Genomic DNA, 16,866 nt, shown 5'->3' with positions numbered 1-16,866 from the left:
CGCGCCACCTTCTCCCCGTTGGGGAGAAGGGAAGGCTATCCAATGACCAAATTCCGCCCCACCACCACCGTCCCCGAAACCGCCCGCCGCAACGGCCTGGTCCGCTCGGGCAAGCGCATCGTCCCCGAGGAAGTGCCGATCGCATTTTCCTATGGCGGTACATCGCATGCGGTCATGATGGGCACGCCCGCCGATATCGAGGATTTCGCCGTCGGCTTCAGCCTCACCGAGGGCATCATCACCGATATAAGTGAGATCGCCGCGATCGAGCCGATCGAAGACGAGCAGGGGATCGATGTGCAGATCGCTCTGGTCGACGATGTGGCCGACGCACTGCGGCTGCGCCGCCGCCATATGGCAGGCCCCGTCGGCTGCGGCCTCTGCGGCATCGAATCGATCGAGCAGGCGGTGCGCAAGGTGCCCGACGTGTCCAAGGCCGGGCTGACGCTGATGCAGAAGGATATCGTTCGCGCGGTCGCGCTGCTTAACGATGCGCAGCCGCTGCATCGCGAGACGCATGCTGTGCATGGTGCGGGCTTCTATATCCCGTCCGAGGGCTTGCTTGCCGTGCGCGAGGATGTCGGCCGGCACAATGCGCTCGACAAGCTCTGCGGTGCCGTGATCCGTTCCGGCCATAAGGGCTCAGAAGGTGTGGTCGCCGTCACCAGCCGCCTGTCCGTCGAGATGGTGCAGAAGGCGGCGATATTGGGCAGTTCCGTGCTGGTTGCCATCTCCGCGCCGACGGCGCTCGCCATTCGCACGGCCGAGGAGGCCGGCATGACGCTGGTGGCGCTGGTGCGCGGCGACGATTTCGAGATTTTCACCCATCCGCATCGCATTATTACGGGGAGCATCGCCGATGTCGCCTGAGGAAACGCCGCACGGCAAGACCGAAACCAAGCTCATCTATATGGCGAACCAGATCGCCACCTTCTTCAAGACGCAGCCGGCAAATGAAGCCGCACAGGGTGTTGCCACCCACATCAACAAATTCTGGGAGCCGCGCATGCGGCGCCAGCTTTTCACGATCATCGATCAAGGAGACAGCGGGCTCAGCCCTTTGGTCTTGGAAGCAGCCTCGCTGATCCACAGACCCGCGCCGCCGGAAGAAATTAAGCCGGCTTAATACTAGCACTGATGATGCATTGGGATGGAGAGAGGAGACTCCATCCTCGAATCCGAGTCCTGCGGAGGGGAGAATGCGGGGTATTTGAAGCAAGGAGGAGTTGTTCATGACGGCTGCGGATACGAATATTTCTCAAGGAACGGCAACGGCGGGTCTGCTCGATCGCGAGCGCATTATCGCCAAGCCGGGCTTCAACCGGTGGCTCGTGCCGCCGGCGGCTTTGGCGATCCATCTCTGCATCGGCATGGCCTATGGCTTCAGTGTGTTCTGGCTGCCGCTCTCCAAGGCGCTCGGCACCCCGGCGCCGGCTCCGGCGGAATGCGCAAACCTCAATCTTTTGACCGCCCTGTTCACCACGAGCTGCGATTGGCGCGTCAGCGATCTCGGCTGGATCTATACGCTCTTCTTCGTGTTGCTCGGCTCTTCCGCCGCCATCTGGGGTGGGTGGCTCGAGAAAGCGGGGCCGCGCAAGGCCGGCGTGGTTGCTGCCTGCTGCTGGTGCGGCGGTATCCTGATTGCGGCGATCGGCGTTATCTTTCACCAGCTCTGGATCATGTGGATCGGCGCCGGCGTCATCGGCGGTATCGGGCTTGGTCTCGGCTATATTTCGCCTGTGTCGACCCTGATCAAATGGTTTCCCGACCGGCGCGGCATGGCGACCGGCATGGCCATCATGGGCTTCGGCGGAGGCGCGATGATCGGCGCGCCGCTCGCGAGTCTGCTGATGAACCACTTTCGCATGGATGGCTCCGCCGGTGTCTGGCAGACCTTCATCGTCATGGCAGCGATCTATTTCGTTTTCATGATGGGCGGCGCCTTCGGCTATCGTTTGCCGCCGGCCGGCTGGTGTCCTGAGGGCTGGACGGCCCCTGCCGCCAAGAGCTCGATGATCACGACAAAGCATGTGCATCTTCGCAATGCCCACAAAACCCCGCAGTTCTGGCTGATCTGGGCGGTATTGTGTCTCAACGTCTCGGCCGGTATCGGCGTTATCGGCATGGCCTCCCCGATGCTGCAGGAAATCTTCGGTGGCGCATTGATCGGCCTGCCGGACCTGAAATTCGCCGATCTCAGCAAGGACCAGATCGCGGCGGTGGCGGCCATCGCCGCCGGTTTTGCCGGTCTGCTGTCACTCTTCAACATCGGCGGGCGCTTCTTCTGGGCGTCGCTGTCCGACAAGATCGGCCGCAAGAACACTTATTATTGTTTCTTCGTGATCGGCATTGCACTCTATGTCCTGGCTCCCTGGGCGGCAGGCATTCATAGCAAGATGCTGTTCGTGGGCGCGCTTTGCATCATCCTGTCGATGTATGGCGGCGGTTTCGCGACCGTTCCCGCCTATCTCGCCGATATATTCGGGACTCAGTTCGTTGGCGCCATCCATGGGCGGCTGCTGACGGCATGGGCGACGGCCGGGATCATCGGGCCTGTCGTGGTCAACTATATCCGCGAGGCGCAGAAGGCAGCGGGCGTGGAAGGCGCACAGCTCTACACCTTCACCATGTATATTCTTGCGGTCATGCTGGCTCTGGGCTTGATTGCCAATTCGCTGGTCAAGCCGCTCTCGGACAAATGGTTCATGTCGGATGAAGAGGTCGCGGCACTGCAGGCAAAGACCGCTGCTGCCAATGCTGGGCCTACCGGCTCTTTCGGCATCGGCACGGGTGGGTTTGATGGCAAGGCGCTGATTGCCTGGGCGCTTGTCGGTATTCCGCTCCTCTGGGGTGTCTGGGTGACGATCAAGAGCACCTATGCTCTGTTCGGCTAAACGATCCTCTAAATGACCAAAAAGCCGCTCCGAAATTCGAGGCGGCTTCTTGATTTTCAGCAGGGCTTTACGATCAGGCGGCGCGGCGGACGACCATATGGCGGATCATCGAGTCGGCGAGGCGGAATTGCGCAAGCAGCGTATGCAGCGCGTCCGCCTCATTGGCGAGCCTGAGGCTTGCGGCGGTGCTCTCTTCGACCATCGCAGCATTCTGCTGGGTGGTCTGATCCAGCGAATTGATCGCCGAATTGATTTCCCGAAGGCCGATCGTCTGTTCCCTCGACGCCTTCACGATGGCAGCGACGTTGGTGTTGATGTCGGCAACCTGGGTGACGATCTGTTCCAGCGCCTTGCCCGTTTGGCCGACCAGGCCGACACCGTTCCTGACGTGCTCGCTCGATGTCGTGATCAGCGCCTTGATCTCCTTGGCGGCGCTGGCCGAGCGTTGTGCCAGTTCGCGCACTTCCTGTGCAACAACGGCGAAGCCCTTACCGGCCTCGCCGGCACGTGCGGCCTCGACACCGGCATTCAGCGCCAGCAGGTTGGTCTGGAAAGCGATATCGTCGATGACGCCGATGATGTTGGTGATCTCACGCGAGGATTTCTCGATCTGATCCATGGCGGCGACGGCGTTGCGGACTACCGTGCCGGATTCTTCTGCGCCGCGTTTGGTTTCGGCAACGAGACGCCCGGCTTCTTCCGCACGCTGGCTGGAATCGGCAACCGTGGTGGTGATCTCTTCCAGGGCTGCGGCCGTCTCTTCCACCGAGGCGGCCTGCTGCTCCGTGCGCCTTGAGAAGGCTTCTGCCGAGTCGCCAAGCTCGCGCGAGCCGGCGGCAATGGCGCTGGCATTGTGACCGACGGTGGTGAGCGTCTGGGAAAGCTTGTCGATCGTCGCGTTGAAGTCGTGGCGAAGCTGCTCCATGGAAGGCACGAAAGAGCGTTCGAGCGTTTTCGTCAGATCGCCTTCCGAGAGGCTGCGGAGTGCGCCGGCGAGTTCGCTGATGGCGCTCATGCGGGAGGTGACATCCGTCGCGAATTTCACGACTTTGTAGACTTTGCCATCCGCGTCGACGATGGGGTTATAGGCCGCCTGGATCCAGATTTCCTTGCCGCCCTTGCCGTAGCGGACGAATTCGTTGGCGATGAACTCGCCCTGCGCCAGGCGCTGCCAGAAGCGCTTGTATTCCTCGGTGCGGGCATAGGCAGGGTCGCAGAAAATGCTGTGATGCTTGCCGACGATCTCGCTGGGCGCATAGCCCATGGCGCTGCAGAAATTCTCGTTCGCGGTCAGGATTTCACCGGTCGGCAGGAATTCGATGACGGCCTGTGAGCGCGAGAGCGCCGCAAGCTTGCCCGCGTCATCGATCGCCTTCTTCTTGGCGTCGGTGACATCGACTGCGAATTTTACGACTTTAACCGGCTTACCATTGCGGAAGACAGGGTTGTAGGAAGCCTGTATCCAGACTTCGCGATTGCCCTTGGCAAGACGCTTGTAGGTGCCGGCATCATATTCGCCACTGCCGAGACGCGCCCAGAAATCATGATAGGCCGGGGTTGCGATATAGGTGGGATCACAGAACATCCGGTGATGGTTTCCGACGATTTCCTTCAGCTCATAGCCCAGCGCGCGGCAGAAATTCTCGTTTGCCGTCAGAACCTTACCGTCGAGATCGAACTCGATGATGGCCTGCGATTTGGACATGGCGGACAGAATGCGGCTGGCATCCGATGATAGACTGAACATTCCTATTCCCTCCTAGAAAGCTCGCGCCTGCCGAGCGTCGATTGAATGACATCGAAGCGGACGACTGTGCTCGCCGAGACGCCTCTGAGAGGCGTTCCGCACGGAGTGGCCGGAATGTAAAGATTGTATTTTCTTTCCTCGCTTCACAATCGATGATGGAGTTTCCTCCTTTAATTTTGAGTAAAAATTAGCTTATTAGAAATTACAATTTAAATAAAAAATAATTAGCTAAAATTATGAGGAAATAAAAAACCGCCGCGGAGGGCGGCGGTTCTTTGGAAAGACTATACTGCGAAGTTAAGCGGCGAGCTCGTCTGTTTCATTTTCCTTGAACATCTTGGCGAGGTTCAGGAAGCAGATCATTCCGTTCTCCGTGGCGATGATGCCTTCGCAATAGGCGCGATCGAAGGAGGCGGTTACTTCCGGAACCGGCTGTACCTGACTGGAGGCGATCGTCAGGATATCGGAGACGCGGTCGACCAGCATGCCGATTACCATGCTATGCACTTCGGCGACAACGATGGCGCTACGCTCGTTGGCGACCGTGCTCTGCATGCCGAGCTTGTAGGCAAGGTCGATGATCGGGATCACCGAGCCGCGCAGGTTCATAACGCCGATGACATCGGCCGGCGCATGCGGGATCGGCGTCGAAGGCGCCCAGCCGCGGATTTCGCGGATCGTGGTGGTTTTGACGCAGAATTCCTGATCATGCAGCCTGAAGGCAATGATCTCCAGAGTTTCGCCGCTAAAGCTATTGGAATTGATCGTGGCCATGAACGCTCTTCCCATTGAACCGTCACGCCCAATTCGACGTGTTATTGGCACGATAGAGCAAGAACATTGCTTAAACCTAAATCTATACAAGCAGTTTCGACTGGATAGTCTTACGCGGTATGATGTCGGGAAGGAGTAGCCCCGGAAAGGAATGGAGCCCCTTTAAGCGGCTCGTGTCGGGCGGTCGAAGATGCGCCGGCCGAAGAGGCTTGCCGCCATTTCCACGAGAACACGGGCGCTCTTGCCGCGATCGTCGAGGAACGGGTTGAGCTCCACGAGGTCGAGCGATGAGACGAGGTTGCTGTCAGAGAGCATTTCCATGATGAGATGCGCTTCGCGATAGGTCGCGCCGCCCGGCACGGTGGTTCCGACACCCGGTGCGATATCCGGATCGAGGAAATCGACATCGAAGCTGACATGCAGCAGGCCGTTGGCTTCGCCGACGGTATCGAGCACCTTGCGCATGATGGCGGCGACGCCTTGCTCATCGAGGGAGCGCATGTCGAAGACGTTGACGCCGTGTTCGCGGATTTCCTCACGTTCACGCGGATCGACGGAGCGGATACCGACCTGGAAGACCTTCGTCGGATCGACCAGCGGCCGCCCGGCCGGCAGAACGCCCTCGATCTCGGCTTCGCCGCAGAAGAATGCAACGGGCATGCCGTGAATATTGCCTGAGGGCGAGGTAGCGGGGGAATTGAAATCAGAGTGAGCGTCGAGCCAGAGCACGAAGAGGGGGCGACCAACTTCCGCCGCGTGGCGGGCCATGCCGGAGACGCTGCCCATGGAAAGGCTGTGGTCGCCGCCCAGGATCAGCGGGAAGCCGCCGGACGATGCGACTTCGTAGACCTTCGCCTCCAGTGCGCGCGTGAAGGCGCCGACGATCTTCAGATTGTGAGCGTGGGGATGGTCGGGCAGGTCCGCTGCTGGAACAGGATGCAGGTCGCCGCTATCCGTGACGCGATGGCCAAGTTCGGTCAGCGTGGTTTCGATGCCGGCGATGCGGAGCGCCGTCGGACCCATGCCGGCGCCGCGGCGACCGGATCCTTCTTCCAGGGGAACGCCGATCAGGGTAACGGGCGTGGATTGCGTATTCATCGGCATTGCTCCGAGGGTTAGAGCGATTCCGGAAAAGCCAGCAGCGGCTTTTGCCTGGAAAGGCGTAAAAACAACGACATAGATGAGATCGGGTCCATGAAGGGCCGACCGGCCTGAATTATGTTGGCGCGCATTATCAATTGTCTGGATGACAGCAAAAAGATGGAAAATTGTCCAGAATCAACCGGCTTTCAACAGATTGATCAATCCAATTGCGCAGAATGATAAGCCAGTGGACAATCTTCATGCGAGCTCGCGCTACGCAACAGGGTGCATATCTCTGCTTCATCCGCGGCGAGGTGCTCGGCAATAACTTGTTCTCGCGGAAGAAGTGTTCCTCAATATTCATGCTCGTAGACGACGCCCGCTTCCCCGGCGCCGTCAGATCCCGCCGCGCCGCGCAGCTTCACGCCGCGACCCACATTGAAATTGATGATCGCCTTGGTGTTGTTTGAGGCGCCCTGCTGTAACTCGATATAGGTGCGCTTGTTGATATACTTGCCGGCGCCTACCTGTGCCTGGCCGTTCGCATCCGTCGAGATATCGAGATCATCGACGCCGAGATGGCTGCGCAACCCCTCGAACAGCGACGTGGAGCGTCCGCCGGCAAGCTGGCTGGCGGCATCGGCGAGCTGGGCGATCTGCATGGCGGAAAGTTTCGACATGGATTGACCGAAGATCAGCTGCGCCAGAACCTCGTCCTGCGGCAAAGCCGGCGAAGACGAGAAGCCGATCTGCGGGTCGGTCGCCAGGCCGGTGACATCGACCGTTATGGTGGTGGAGCCTGCCGTCGACGTCGCTTCCATGTTTAGCGCCGGGGTCAGGTCGCCGCCGAAGGTGATCTTGCTGGTATCGGTGAAATCCAGCCGACGGCTCAAAATGGTCAGACGTCCACGCCGCATGGTGAAGCCGCCGGATACCACAGGTTCGGCTGCCGTGCCGCGAACTGTAATGTTGCCGCCGAGTTCGGCATCGATGCCGCGGCCACGAACGAAGATCTGCGAGGGAGCATCGAGCTGCAGATCGATGCCGAGAGTCGCCGATTTGCTGCGGGGCGCCTCCGGCTTCTGATCCTTGAACTGGGCCTTGACCGCAGCCGGAGCATTCTTGTGCTTGATGTTGATCTCCGACAGCGATGCCGGCAGCTTTTGCGGCACGGTGATGGACGCCTTGCTGATCCGGAGATTGCCCGTCAGCATCGGCGCGGTCATCAGCGGTCCCTTGATGCCGAGCGTGCCGTTGACCATCGCGGTGACGAGGGTTCCATCGACATAGGTCGCGTTGTTGAACTTCATCTGGATATCGGCAGGGAAACCGCTATCCGGAGCAATGCCGACCGTGCCGCTGCCGGAAATGCTGCCGCCGCTGGTGAGGTTACCGCTCAGCCGCGAGATGACCGCCTGCCTGCCGTCGAGCGTAACGGTCACGGCAAGGCCGTTGAGCGTCAGGTTTCGCCGTACATCGACCAGCTTGGCGCTGTCGGTGGTGATCGAGCCTGATATGGCGGGTGCCGCCGTCGTGCCGCCGATCTGCATGTCGATCTTGGCGGTGCCTGCCATGACGAGGCCCTGGGCGGCCAGCTGGCCTGCCAAGGCGTCGAACGGCAGATTACCGGAAAACCTCAGCGCCATCGCCTTGTTGCCGGCAATGGCGATGGTGCCGCCGCCATTCAGCGCCAGGCCGCTTTGGCCGGTCAGGTTGGTATTGATGGTCACGATATTGTCGGTAAATTTTCCGTCGGCCTTGATGCCGAGTGCGGCAAGGCCCGCGGATTTCGTCTGGCTTGTTGCCGCCCCCGACCAGTTGGTCTGGAAGACAACGACAGGCGAGGTCGCCTTGCCGGTGACCGCGACAGTGCCCGAGATGACGCCCTCTGCCGCAAGCGTCGGCGCAAAGACATTGGCAAGGCTTGCCGGCAGATTGGCGATCCTGGCGTTGATGTTGAGGGTCTGGCCCGCTGTGCCGTCGACGGTCATCGAACCGCCACCGGTCTGGAGGGTCAGGCCGTTCAGCGAGGCGATGCCGTCCTTGATGACGATCTTTGTTGGCGATGCAAGCTTCACCGGTATCGTGCGGGGTGCGCCTGCAAACGAGTCGAGGTTTATCGTCGTCTGGCCGCCAGCCGTTTCGACGCTGCCGAGTGTTGTCAGCGGCGCGTTGTCATAAGCCGATTTCAGATCGAAATTCGTGCGGCTGCCCTGCTGGGTGAAGGTCAGATTGAGATCGGCGATGCGGTTGGCGCCCGAGGCAATCGTATCGGCGCGGATGCTGCCATTGGCGGAGAAGGCCTTGAGATCGTCGACGGCAAGCGCTACGGCCGGCTTGCTGATGACGAGATCGTCGCGGCGGATACCATTACCATTGGCGTTGACCTTCAGGCCGGTCTTGCCGTTGGCGCTGGCGATATCGAGCGAGCCCTTGAGGTCGCCCTCGGCCTTTTGGCCGGCAAGGGCGGCCAGCAGGCTGAGATCCGGGAGGTCGAAGGTCAATGCACCCGTTGGCTCGAAGCTCGGCGACAAATCCAGCTTGCCCTGCAGCTTGTTGGTGCCGATTTCGGCTGCCAGCGACGGGATGCTTGTGCGGCCATCCTTGGAAACGGCGTCGGCGGTGATACGGATCGGCTTGCCATCGATTGCGCCGCTTGCCTGAACCTTTGCTTGCGGAGCTTTGGGGTCGGCGGTACCGGTCACGCCGATATCGAGCGTATCGAGCAGCCGTCCCGCCAGCTTGACATTAACGGCCTTGACGGTCGCGTCGATATCAAGCGCAGAGAGGGGACCCTTGGCCTTGAGACCGATATCGGCCTGTCCCTGCGCATTCGGGACGAGCTTGGAAAGGTCGAGCACCTTGCCGGATAGATCCGATGTCAGCGATTGGTCGTTGAGCGCGACATTGCCGTTGATCTCGGCGACATTGGATTTCACCGCAAGATTGGAGAGCGTCATCTTGGTCGGCACAGTGCCGGCGACCTGGCCTTCCAGGGAGATCGTGCCTTCGAACTTGTTCGAGACACCATCCGGCAGAACGCCGGGCAGGGCGAAAAGCTTGAAATTGCCCGTGAGCGCCTTTGACGACAGCGTATATTTGCCGTTGACGGTGCCGCCGATGCTGGCGCTTTCCAATGTTGTATTGTTGAAGCCGATCGTATCGGGCGAGAGCTGAAGCGGCGCAGTCAGGGCAATCGGCGCGCGGATCAGGCGATTGAGGTCGGGGCTCACGAAGGCTGTCTGGCCGACAACCAGGCGAAGCTGCAGCGGGCCGGACATGGCGGTGAGATTGAAGGCATCGCTGCGGGCACCGAGATTGATCTGTCCGATGTTGCCCTGCGGCGTGCTGGCGCTGTCAAGTGCGGCCTTGGCATCGATTTTCACCGATTGCGCCGCACCCGTCAGCGCGATGTCGACCCGCGAGATCAGGGCGCGGGCCTCGCCGTTTTCCATCGGCCAGCGGAAGTCGACAGGACCGGAAGTGCCGATCAGATTGGCATTGAGGCTGTTGTTGCCGGCGGGATCTAGCGTGCCCGATGCAGCAAGCACGGCGCTGCCTGTGGCGAGGTTGCCGGTCTGGATATCGATCTTGCCCTTGCCGTCAAAGGCCGCCGAAAGATCGATTGTCGTCTGGCCGGCAAAGAGCGCACGCAGGGTCGGCGGCAGGAGCGAATCGACATCGCCGCCGCCCTTGACGTCGATATGATGCAGGCCGTCGGCCGAGAGGCTGTGGTGGCCGGTGATGGCGACTGTCGGCTTACCGTCGAGTGCCGCCTGCAGCTTGCCAGCCCAGTTGGAGAGGGGGCCGTCGCCGGAAAGGTCGATGTTGACGGCGGGTCCGCCCGGCAGGTGCAGCAGCCCGGCCAGCATGCCGTCGCGCGGCTCGGAAATCTGCGTTTTCAGTTTCAGCTTGTTGTCGGCCGGAGCAAAGGCGATATCGGCGGAAAGCTTGGCATCGGGCACATCGTGCCTGAAGGCATTGAGTGTCAGACCCATACTACTGCTGTTTGCCTTGACGCTGCCGTCGGCGGCGAGAACGAAATCCTGTCCGGCAACGGCCTGTCCGATGCGAAGATCAGGCAGGGCGATAGCCCCGATATCGATGGCGATGGGCAGGGAGAAACCGCTGGAGCTTGCCGGCTGCGTTGCCGGTGCAGGCGCGGCCGTCGAAACCGGCAGTCGTTCGAAATCGACGACATCGGCTGCGACGCGATCGGCATGGAAGGTGCCGGTCAGCAAGGACAGCGGAGACCAGTCGATGGCAAGGTTCTGCACCTTGGCATAGGGGCCTTTCGTGTCGGACACAGTGATCGAACCGACCCTCAGATTGCCGTTCAACAGTCCTGAAGGCGCGGCGATCGCGATGGTGCGATCCGGCGTCGAGGCGACCTTTGCCACCTGATCGACGGCGTAGCCGGTTGCGGAGGGTACCAGGCCGACGACGAGCACAGCCGCGATCACGAGCAAGAGGATTGCCACGACCGTATAGGCGATCCAGCGCACCAGTTTCCCGAGAATTCGAATCAATATGCTCATGAAAGCGACAGTAACCTCAACTTTGTAACCGTGTGCTGAAAGGCCCGCGACAACTATACAGTCTGTCAGAAGGCCTGGCCGATGCCGGCATAGATGCCGTAAGATGTGCCATTGTCATATTTCTTCAACGGCACGGCAACATCGAGCCTGATCGGGCCGAAGGGCGTAGCGTAGCGCAAGCCCACGCCGGCACCAATGCGCAGGTCGGACCCGTCGGGCAAGACACTGTCGGTGACGCTGCCCATATCGAGGAAGGGTACGACACCGATCGTATCGGTGATCTTTACCCGCGCTTCGAAGGAGGCGGTCACGTAGGAGCGCCCGCCGGTTTCGTCACCGTGCGAGTTATAGGGCGAGATTTCCTGATAGCTGTAACCGCGCACCGAGCCGCCGCCACCGGCATAGAAACGCCGGGTGGCGGGAATGTCCTCAATGCTGTTTGCACCCAGCAGCGAGCCCGCAGCAAGCTTGCCGGCGAAAACCACGTTGTTGTTGGCGCCTATGCCCTTGTAACCGGTGATCGAACCCTCGAAGGAGCTGAAAACCGTGCCGCCCATTGCCTCATAGCTCGGCTTGGCGCTGATGGAGGCGCGAAAGCCTTCCGTGGGGTCCAGCTTGTTGTCACGCGTGTCCCGGACGTATTCGAGCGGGATCGCCACCGTCAGGTAATTATGTTTTCCGAAAGCATCGGTAGTATCGGATTCATAGGACACCTCGCCGCCGGCGGATACCGTATCCTGATCGTTGATTTCATAGGCGAGGCCGCCGCTCGCCGTCGCGGTATTGGCGTCGTAGGCGTCCGGATGCAGGCTTTGCATCTTGAGGCCGGCCGTGAAGGTCGCCGAGGGATAGAAGGTCGCCGGCCGGACATAGGTGATGCCGGCGGTGTAGTCGAGTTGACCGACATCCGTGGTCTCGCCGATGCGCGATACCGACCCCTCGATGCGCAGCGAATCCGCGCGTCCGGTCAGATTGCGGTGCCCCCAATAGCCCTGCAGGCCGAAACCGTCGATGGTGGAATATTGTGCGCCGACACCGAAGAAACGCTGCTTGCCTTCCGACACCTCGATGGTCGTCGGAATGCTGCCATCCGGCGCCAGCTTGTCCGCCTCGCGGATGGTGACGCTGGAAAAGACGCCGAGCTTTCTCAGGCGATCCGATGCCTTCTTCAGTTCATCGGGCGAGTAGGGCTTGCCTTCGTTGATGCGGGCATAGCGCTTGATGAAATCCGGATCGACCGACTTCTGGCCGGTGACGCCGACATTGCCGAAGGGAGCGACGGGACCGCTTTCAACCTTCAGCGATACGTCGACGGTATTGGTCGAATGATCGGCGACGACATCGCGCTTGTCCAGCTTGGCGAGCGGATGACCTTCGTTCTTGAAGTCGGCGACCATCTTGTCGCCTGCCTTCAGAATGGTCAGCGAGCTGGCATCGCCGCCGCGCACGAGGCCATAATTGGCCGGGTCCAGCCTGGCGGCGTCGCCGAGCAGGTTGATCTTGCCAAGTTTGAAGACCGGGCCGGGATCGACGCCGATCGTGACGACAACGGGCTTGGCGCGGCTGAAGGTCGGTGTCGGCGGCAAGGCATCGAGGGAGGTGCCGTTGATGGTGATGGTGACCACGCCGCCGTAGCGGGCCTTCTCGTAAAGTGTGGCTATCAGGCGATCGCGGTCGTCACGCGCCTTCACGACGACGCCGAGGTCGCCGGAGACCGGCTTGTCCTTGTCGGAAATCAGCATCGAGCTGTCGTTCAACGCTTCCTTCAGATCCTTGTCGAGATTGTCGGCCTGGAAATCGACCGTGTAGCGGACAGGATCGGACACCTGATCCGCCGTTTCGTCTTCGCCCCAGAGCTTGATGCCGAAGAGCTTGAATGCAAAGGCGTTTCCGGCGCACACCGGACCGAGCGCAAGGGCTGCCGCAACCGCTGCCACGGTTCCTGCCTGCCGATACGCAATACTCTTTCTCGGTTCAGTTCTTTTATGCATACGCCGCTTTACGGTTACATGAGAACTTACTCAGTTTGACGTTTCCCGGGAGTTAACGCGCGGCCACCATAGAGGCAAAAGTCCCTCAGGTGTACCGTTTTGGAGTCAAAAACGGGGAAAAGATAACCTTTTGCGGGTGAAAAGCCCGCGTTTCCAGGCGGGATTCCGCATATCAGGGCCGGTTGAAGAATGGCACATCGGAGTTGTCCTTGCGGGCGCCGGTCTGGCTGCTGTGCGGACGTCAAACCCTCCGTCGCCCGAATAAAAAAATCCCGGGCTGTAGCCCGGGACCTTCCAAATGCGATGAAAAATCGATCAATAGCCGCCGTAGCCGCCGCCATAACCACCGCGATAGCCGCCGCGCGGGCAATCGTCGATGTAGCGACGTCCGTAACGATCGCGGTAGTAGCACTGGCCGGGCTGTTCCTGGACGCTGCCGATGACGGCGCCGGAGACGCCACCGATCGCTGCGCCGACTGCCGCGCCACGGACGTTGCCGGTGACCGCGCCGCCGATGATCGCGCCGGATGCTGCGCCGATGCCTGCGCCCTGTTCGGTCGGCGTGCAGCTTGCGATAGACAAGCCGACCAATGCGAGCATAAGAACTTTCTTCATTTACTCTCTCCAACGTTAGTTAAGCCGAACCTCGGCCAACGTCGTCCCAATTCTTCAGCTCCACCACGATGGGCTGTCTTTACAGTCCTGCAACAACAGAAAATATCGTGCAAAATATGATTGTCTATTGGTGGATAGCAGTTTTTTTATTGCTGAAAAAAGGCGGCGTCCTGTCTGGAGAAGAAAACAGCTTGCCGCCAGGCAGAAAATCCACCTCCTCTCTAAAGTAGAGGTTGATTGGATTGCGAAAAAGTCAAATGATGCTCCATGCCTCTGGAGGAGAGGCGAGGAGGAAAATATGGCAAAAGTGACTTTGACGGTGAACGGCCGTTCGGTCAGCGGTGAGTGCGAGGATCGCACGCTGCTTGTCCATTTCATCAGGGAAAAACTCGGCCTGACCGGAACCCATGTCGGCTGCGATACCAGCCAGTGCGGCGCCTGTGTCATCCATATGGATGGCAAGTCGGTGAAGAGCTGTTCGATCCTGGCCGTTCAGGCTTCCGGCTCCAAGATCACAACCATCGAGGGTCTGGCCGCCAATGGCGAGCTGCATCCGGTTCAGGCTGCCTTCAAGGAGCATCATGGCCTGCAATGCGGCTTCTGCACGCCGGGCATGGTGATGACATCGGTCGACATGATCAACCGCCATGGCGGCAAGCTGGACGAGAAGACAGTGCGCAGCGAACTCGAAGGCAATATCTGTCGATGCACCGGCTATCACAACATCGTCAAGGCGGTGCTTTCAGCCAATGCCGCAATGAACGCCGCCCAGCAGGCGGCCGAATAAATTCCACCGAGATCGTCTGGCTAAACGCTTGGACTGTGATCTTGGCGGATTGCCAGGCCCGGAACCCCAATGGAGGATGTGATGGGCGTTGAAGGCATTGGTGCGCGCGTGGCGCGAAAAGAAGACAAGCGATTTCTGACGGGCAAGGGGCGATACACCGACGACATGGTGACGCCGGGCATGAAATATGCCTATTTCGTCCGCAGCCCGCATGCGCATGCAAAGATCAAGAGCATCGATGCGTCAGTGGCACTCTCCATGCCGGGCGTGATCGGCGTGCTCGATGGCAAGCAGCTGCTTGATGACGGCATCGGCAATCTGATCTGCGGTTGGATGATTCATTCCCGCGACGGCTCGCCGATGAAGATGGGCGCCTGGCGGCCGCTGGCGGTCGATACCGTGCGCTATGTCGGCGATGCCGTCGCCATCGTCGTTGCCGATAGTCTTGGCGAGGCACGCGATGCGGCTGAAGCCGTAGCGGTCGATTATGAGGAACTGCCTGCCGTCGTCGAGGCGGTGGACGCGCTGAAAGCCGGCGCGCCGCAGATCCATCCGGAGGCGGCAAACAACCTTATTTTCGACTGGGAGCTTGGAGACGCGGCAGCGACCGACAAGGCGATCGCCGAGGCCGCGCACGTCACCGAAATCGAGATCCACAACAATAGGCTTTCGCCGAATGCCATGGAGCCGCGCGCCACGCTCGGCATCTATGATGCCGCCGAAGACCACTATACCTGCTACACCACAAGCCAGAACCCGCATGTGGCCCGGCTCGTCATGAGCGCCTTCTATAATGTCGCGCCGGAAAACAAGCTGCGCGTCATCGCGCCGGATGTCGGGGGCGGCTTCGGCTCGAAGATCTATATCTATCCGGAAGAGATTGTCTGTCTCTGGGCGTCGAAGAAGACCGGCGTGCCTGTGAAATGGACGGCCGACCGCACGGAAGCCTTCCTCACAGATGCGCATGGTCGCGACCATGTTTCCAAGGTCAAGATGGCCTTCGATGCGCAAAATCGCATGACGGCCCTGAAGGTCGACACGATCGCCAATCTCGGCGCCTATATGTCGCTCTTTTCCTCGGCGGTGCCGACCTATCTCTATGCGACGCTGCTGTCGGGGCAATATGCCATTCCGGCGATCCACGCCAATGTCCGCACGGTTTATACCAATACCGTGCCCGTCGATGCCTATCGCGGGGCAGGGCGGCCGGAGGCGACCTATCTGCTGGAGCGCACGGTGGAAACGGCGGCGCGCGAACTCGGCGTCTCGCCGGCGGAACTCCGGCGGATCAACTTCATACGCTCGTTCCCCTACCAGACGCCCGTGATCATGAATTACGACGCCGGCGACTATGAGGCTTCGCTCAACGCGGCCATGCAGCAGGCCGATTGGGCCGGCTTTCCGGCCCGCAAGGCGGAAGCCGCCCGTCGCGGCATGAAGCGCGGCATCGGCATGAGCTGCTACATCGAAGCTTGCGGCATCGCGCCCTCGCAGGCGGTGGGGTCGCTCGGGGCAGGCGTCGGCCTATGGGAATCGGCAGAGGTGCGGGTGAATGCGGTCGGGACCATCGAAGTGCTCACCGGATCGCACAGCCATGGACAGGGGCATGAGACGACGTTCGCGCAATTGGTCGCCGATCGCCTCGGTGTACCGATCGACAGCGTCTCCATCGTCCATGGCGATACCGACAAGGTGCAGATGGGCATGGGTACCTATGGTTCCCGTTCGGGCGCCGTCGGCATGTCCGCCGTCGTCAAGGCGCTCGACAAGGTGGAGGCAAAGGCAAAGAAGATCGCCGCCCACCTGATGGAGGCCGATGAGAGCGACATCGTCATCGAGAACGGAGAGTTGAAGGTCGCGGGCACCGACAAGACGCTGCCCTGGTTCCAGGTGGCGCTCGCCTCCTATACCGCGCACAATCTGCCCGCCGGCATGGAGCCGGGCCTCAAGGAAACCGCCTTTTATGATCCGGCGAATTTCACCTTCCCGGCAGGCTGCTACATCTGCGAGGTCGAGGTGGACCCGGAAACGGGCAAGACAGAGATCGTGCAGTTCGTCGCGGCCGACGACTTCGGCAATATCATCAATCCGATGATCGTCGAGGGACAGGTGCATGGCGGCATCGCGCAGGGCATCGGCCAGGCGCTGCTGGAAGGCGTGTATTACGACGAGAACGGCCAGCTTCTGACGGCCAGCTTCATGGACTACACCATGCCGCGCGCCGACGATCTGCCGTCCTTCCAACTTTCGCATCAGAACACGCCGTGTCCGAACAATCCCCTAGGGATCAAGGGATGCGGCGAAGCGGGCGCCATCGGCTCGCCGCCGGCGCTGATCAACGCCATTACCGATGCCATCGGCAACAACAGGCTGAATATGCCGGCGACCCCGCTCAAGGTATGGGAAGCAGCACGGGCCACGGCCTGAAACGAGAGGA

General features: G+C 60.6%; 11 protein-coding genes. 5 read left to right on the top strand and 6 right to left on the bottom strand.

Going from position 1 to position 16,866, the window contains the following annotated elements; genetic code table 11:
* Positions 1–42: 42 nt before the first annotated feature.
* The 3 genes from fdhD to FHX05_RS22315 all read left to right on the top strand — a co-directional run bounded on the left by fdhD (position 43) and on the right by FHX05_RS22315 (position 2,894).
* A complete protein-coding gene (fdhD, locus tag FHX05_RS22325) occupies positions 43–870 on the top strand; it encodes a formate dehydrogenase accessory sulfurtransferase FdhD (RefSeq protein WP_183874614.1) in 828 nt (275 codons plus the stop codon).
* On the top strand, positions 860–1,126 hold the full coding sequence (locus tag FHX05_RS22320) for a formate dehydrogenase subunit delta (RefSeq protein ID WP_112607757.1): 267 nt from the start codon (positions 860–862) through the stop codon (positions 1,124–1,126). The genes fdhD and FHX05_RS22320 overlap by 11 nt, the downstream gene beginning before the upstream one ends.
* A 106-nt stretch (positions 1,127–1,232) precedes the next feature.
* Positions 1,233–2,894, top strand: coding sequence for an OFA family MFS transporter (locus FHX05_RS22315; RefSeq protein WP_183874612.1), 1,662 nt, complete (start codon positions 1,233–1,235; stop codon positions 2,892–2,894).
* A gap of 73 nt (positions 2,895–2,967) precedes the next feature.
* Here FHX05_RS22315 and FHX05_RS22310 read toward each other — a convergent pair whose 3' ends face one another.
* From FHX05_RS22310 to FHX05_RS22285, 6 genes are all read right to left on the bottom strand, one after another.
* On the bottom strand, positions 2,968–4,641 hold the full coding sequence (locus FHX05_RS22310) for a methyl-accepting chemotaxis protein (RefSeq protein WP_183874610.1): 1,674 nt from the start codon (positions 4,639–4,641) through the stop codon (positions 2,968–2,970).
* A gap of 297 nt (positions 4,642–4,938) precedes the next feature.
* Entirely contained in the window at positions 4,939–5,415 is a 477-nt protein-coding gene (locus tag FHX05_RS22305; protein WP_183874608.1) for a chemotaxis protein CheW, read from the bottom strand.
* 162 nt (positions 5,416–5,577) lie between these two features.
* Entirely contained in the window at positions 5,578–6,513 is a 936-nt protein-coding gene (gene rocF, locus FHX05_RS22300; protein ID WP_112412654.1) for an arginase, read from the bottom strand.
* 338 nt (positions 6,514–6,851) lie between these two features.
* Positions 6,852–11,036, bottom strand: a complete 4,185-nt coding sequence (locus FHX05_RS22295; RefSeq protein WP_183874606.1) for a translocation/assembly module TamB domain-containing protein — start codon at positions 11,034–11,036, stop codon at positions 6,852–6,854.
* A gap of 65 nt (positions 11,037–11,101) precedes the next feature.
* The gene (locus FHX05_RS22290) at positions 11,102–13,027 is read right to left on the bottom strand and encodes an autotransporter assembly complex family protein (RefSeq protein WP_183874604.1); all 1,926 of its coding nucleotides are present in this window, start codon (positions 13,025–13,027) and stop codon (positions 11,102–11,104) included.
* A 315-nt stretch (positions 13,028–13,342) separates the two neighbouring features.
* On the bottom strand, positions 13,343–13,642 hold the full coding sequence (locus tag FHX05_RS22285; protein ID WP_069612891.1) for a glycine zipper domain-containing protein: 300 nt from the start codon (positions 13,640–13,642) through the stop codon (positions 13,343–13,345).
* Between the two features lie 298 nt (positions 13,643–13,940).
* Here FHX05_RS22285 and FHX05_RS22280 point away from each other — a divergent pair, with 298 nt between their 5' ends.
* On the top strand, positions 13,941–14,429 hold the full coding sequence (locus tag FHX05_RS22280; protein ID WP_183874602.1) for a (2Fe-2S)-binding protein: 489 nt from the start codon (positions 13,941–13,943) through the stop codon (positions 14,427–14,429).
* Positions 14,430–14,510: 81 nt separating this feature from the next.
* Positions 14,511–16,856, top strand: a complete 2,346-nt coding sequence (locus FHX05_RS22275) for a xanthine dehydrogenase family protein molybdopterin-binding subunit (RefSeq protein ID WP_183874600.1) — start codon at positions 14,511–14,513, stop codon at positions 16,854–16,856.
* Positions 16,857–16,866 lie beyond the last annotated feature (10 nt).

It is taken from the genome of Rhizobium sp. BK491 (genome assembly GCF_014194925.1).
Classification (GTDB): domain Bacteria; phylum Pseudomonadota; class Alphaproteobacteria; order Rhizobiales; family Rhizobiaceae; genus Rhizobium.
The sequence above is the reverse complement of the archived record's forward strand: the minus strand, read 5'-3'. Positions and strand labels throughout refer to the sequence as shown.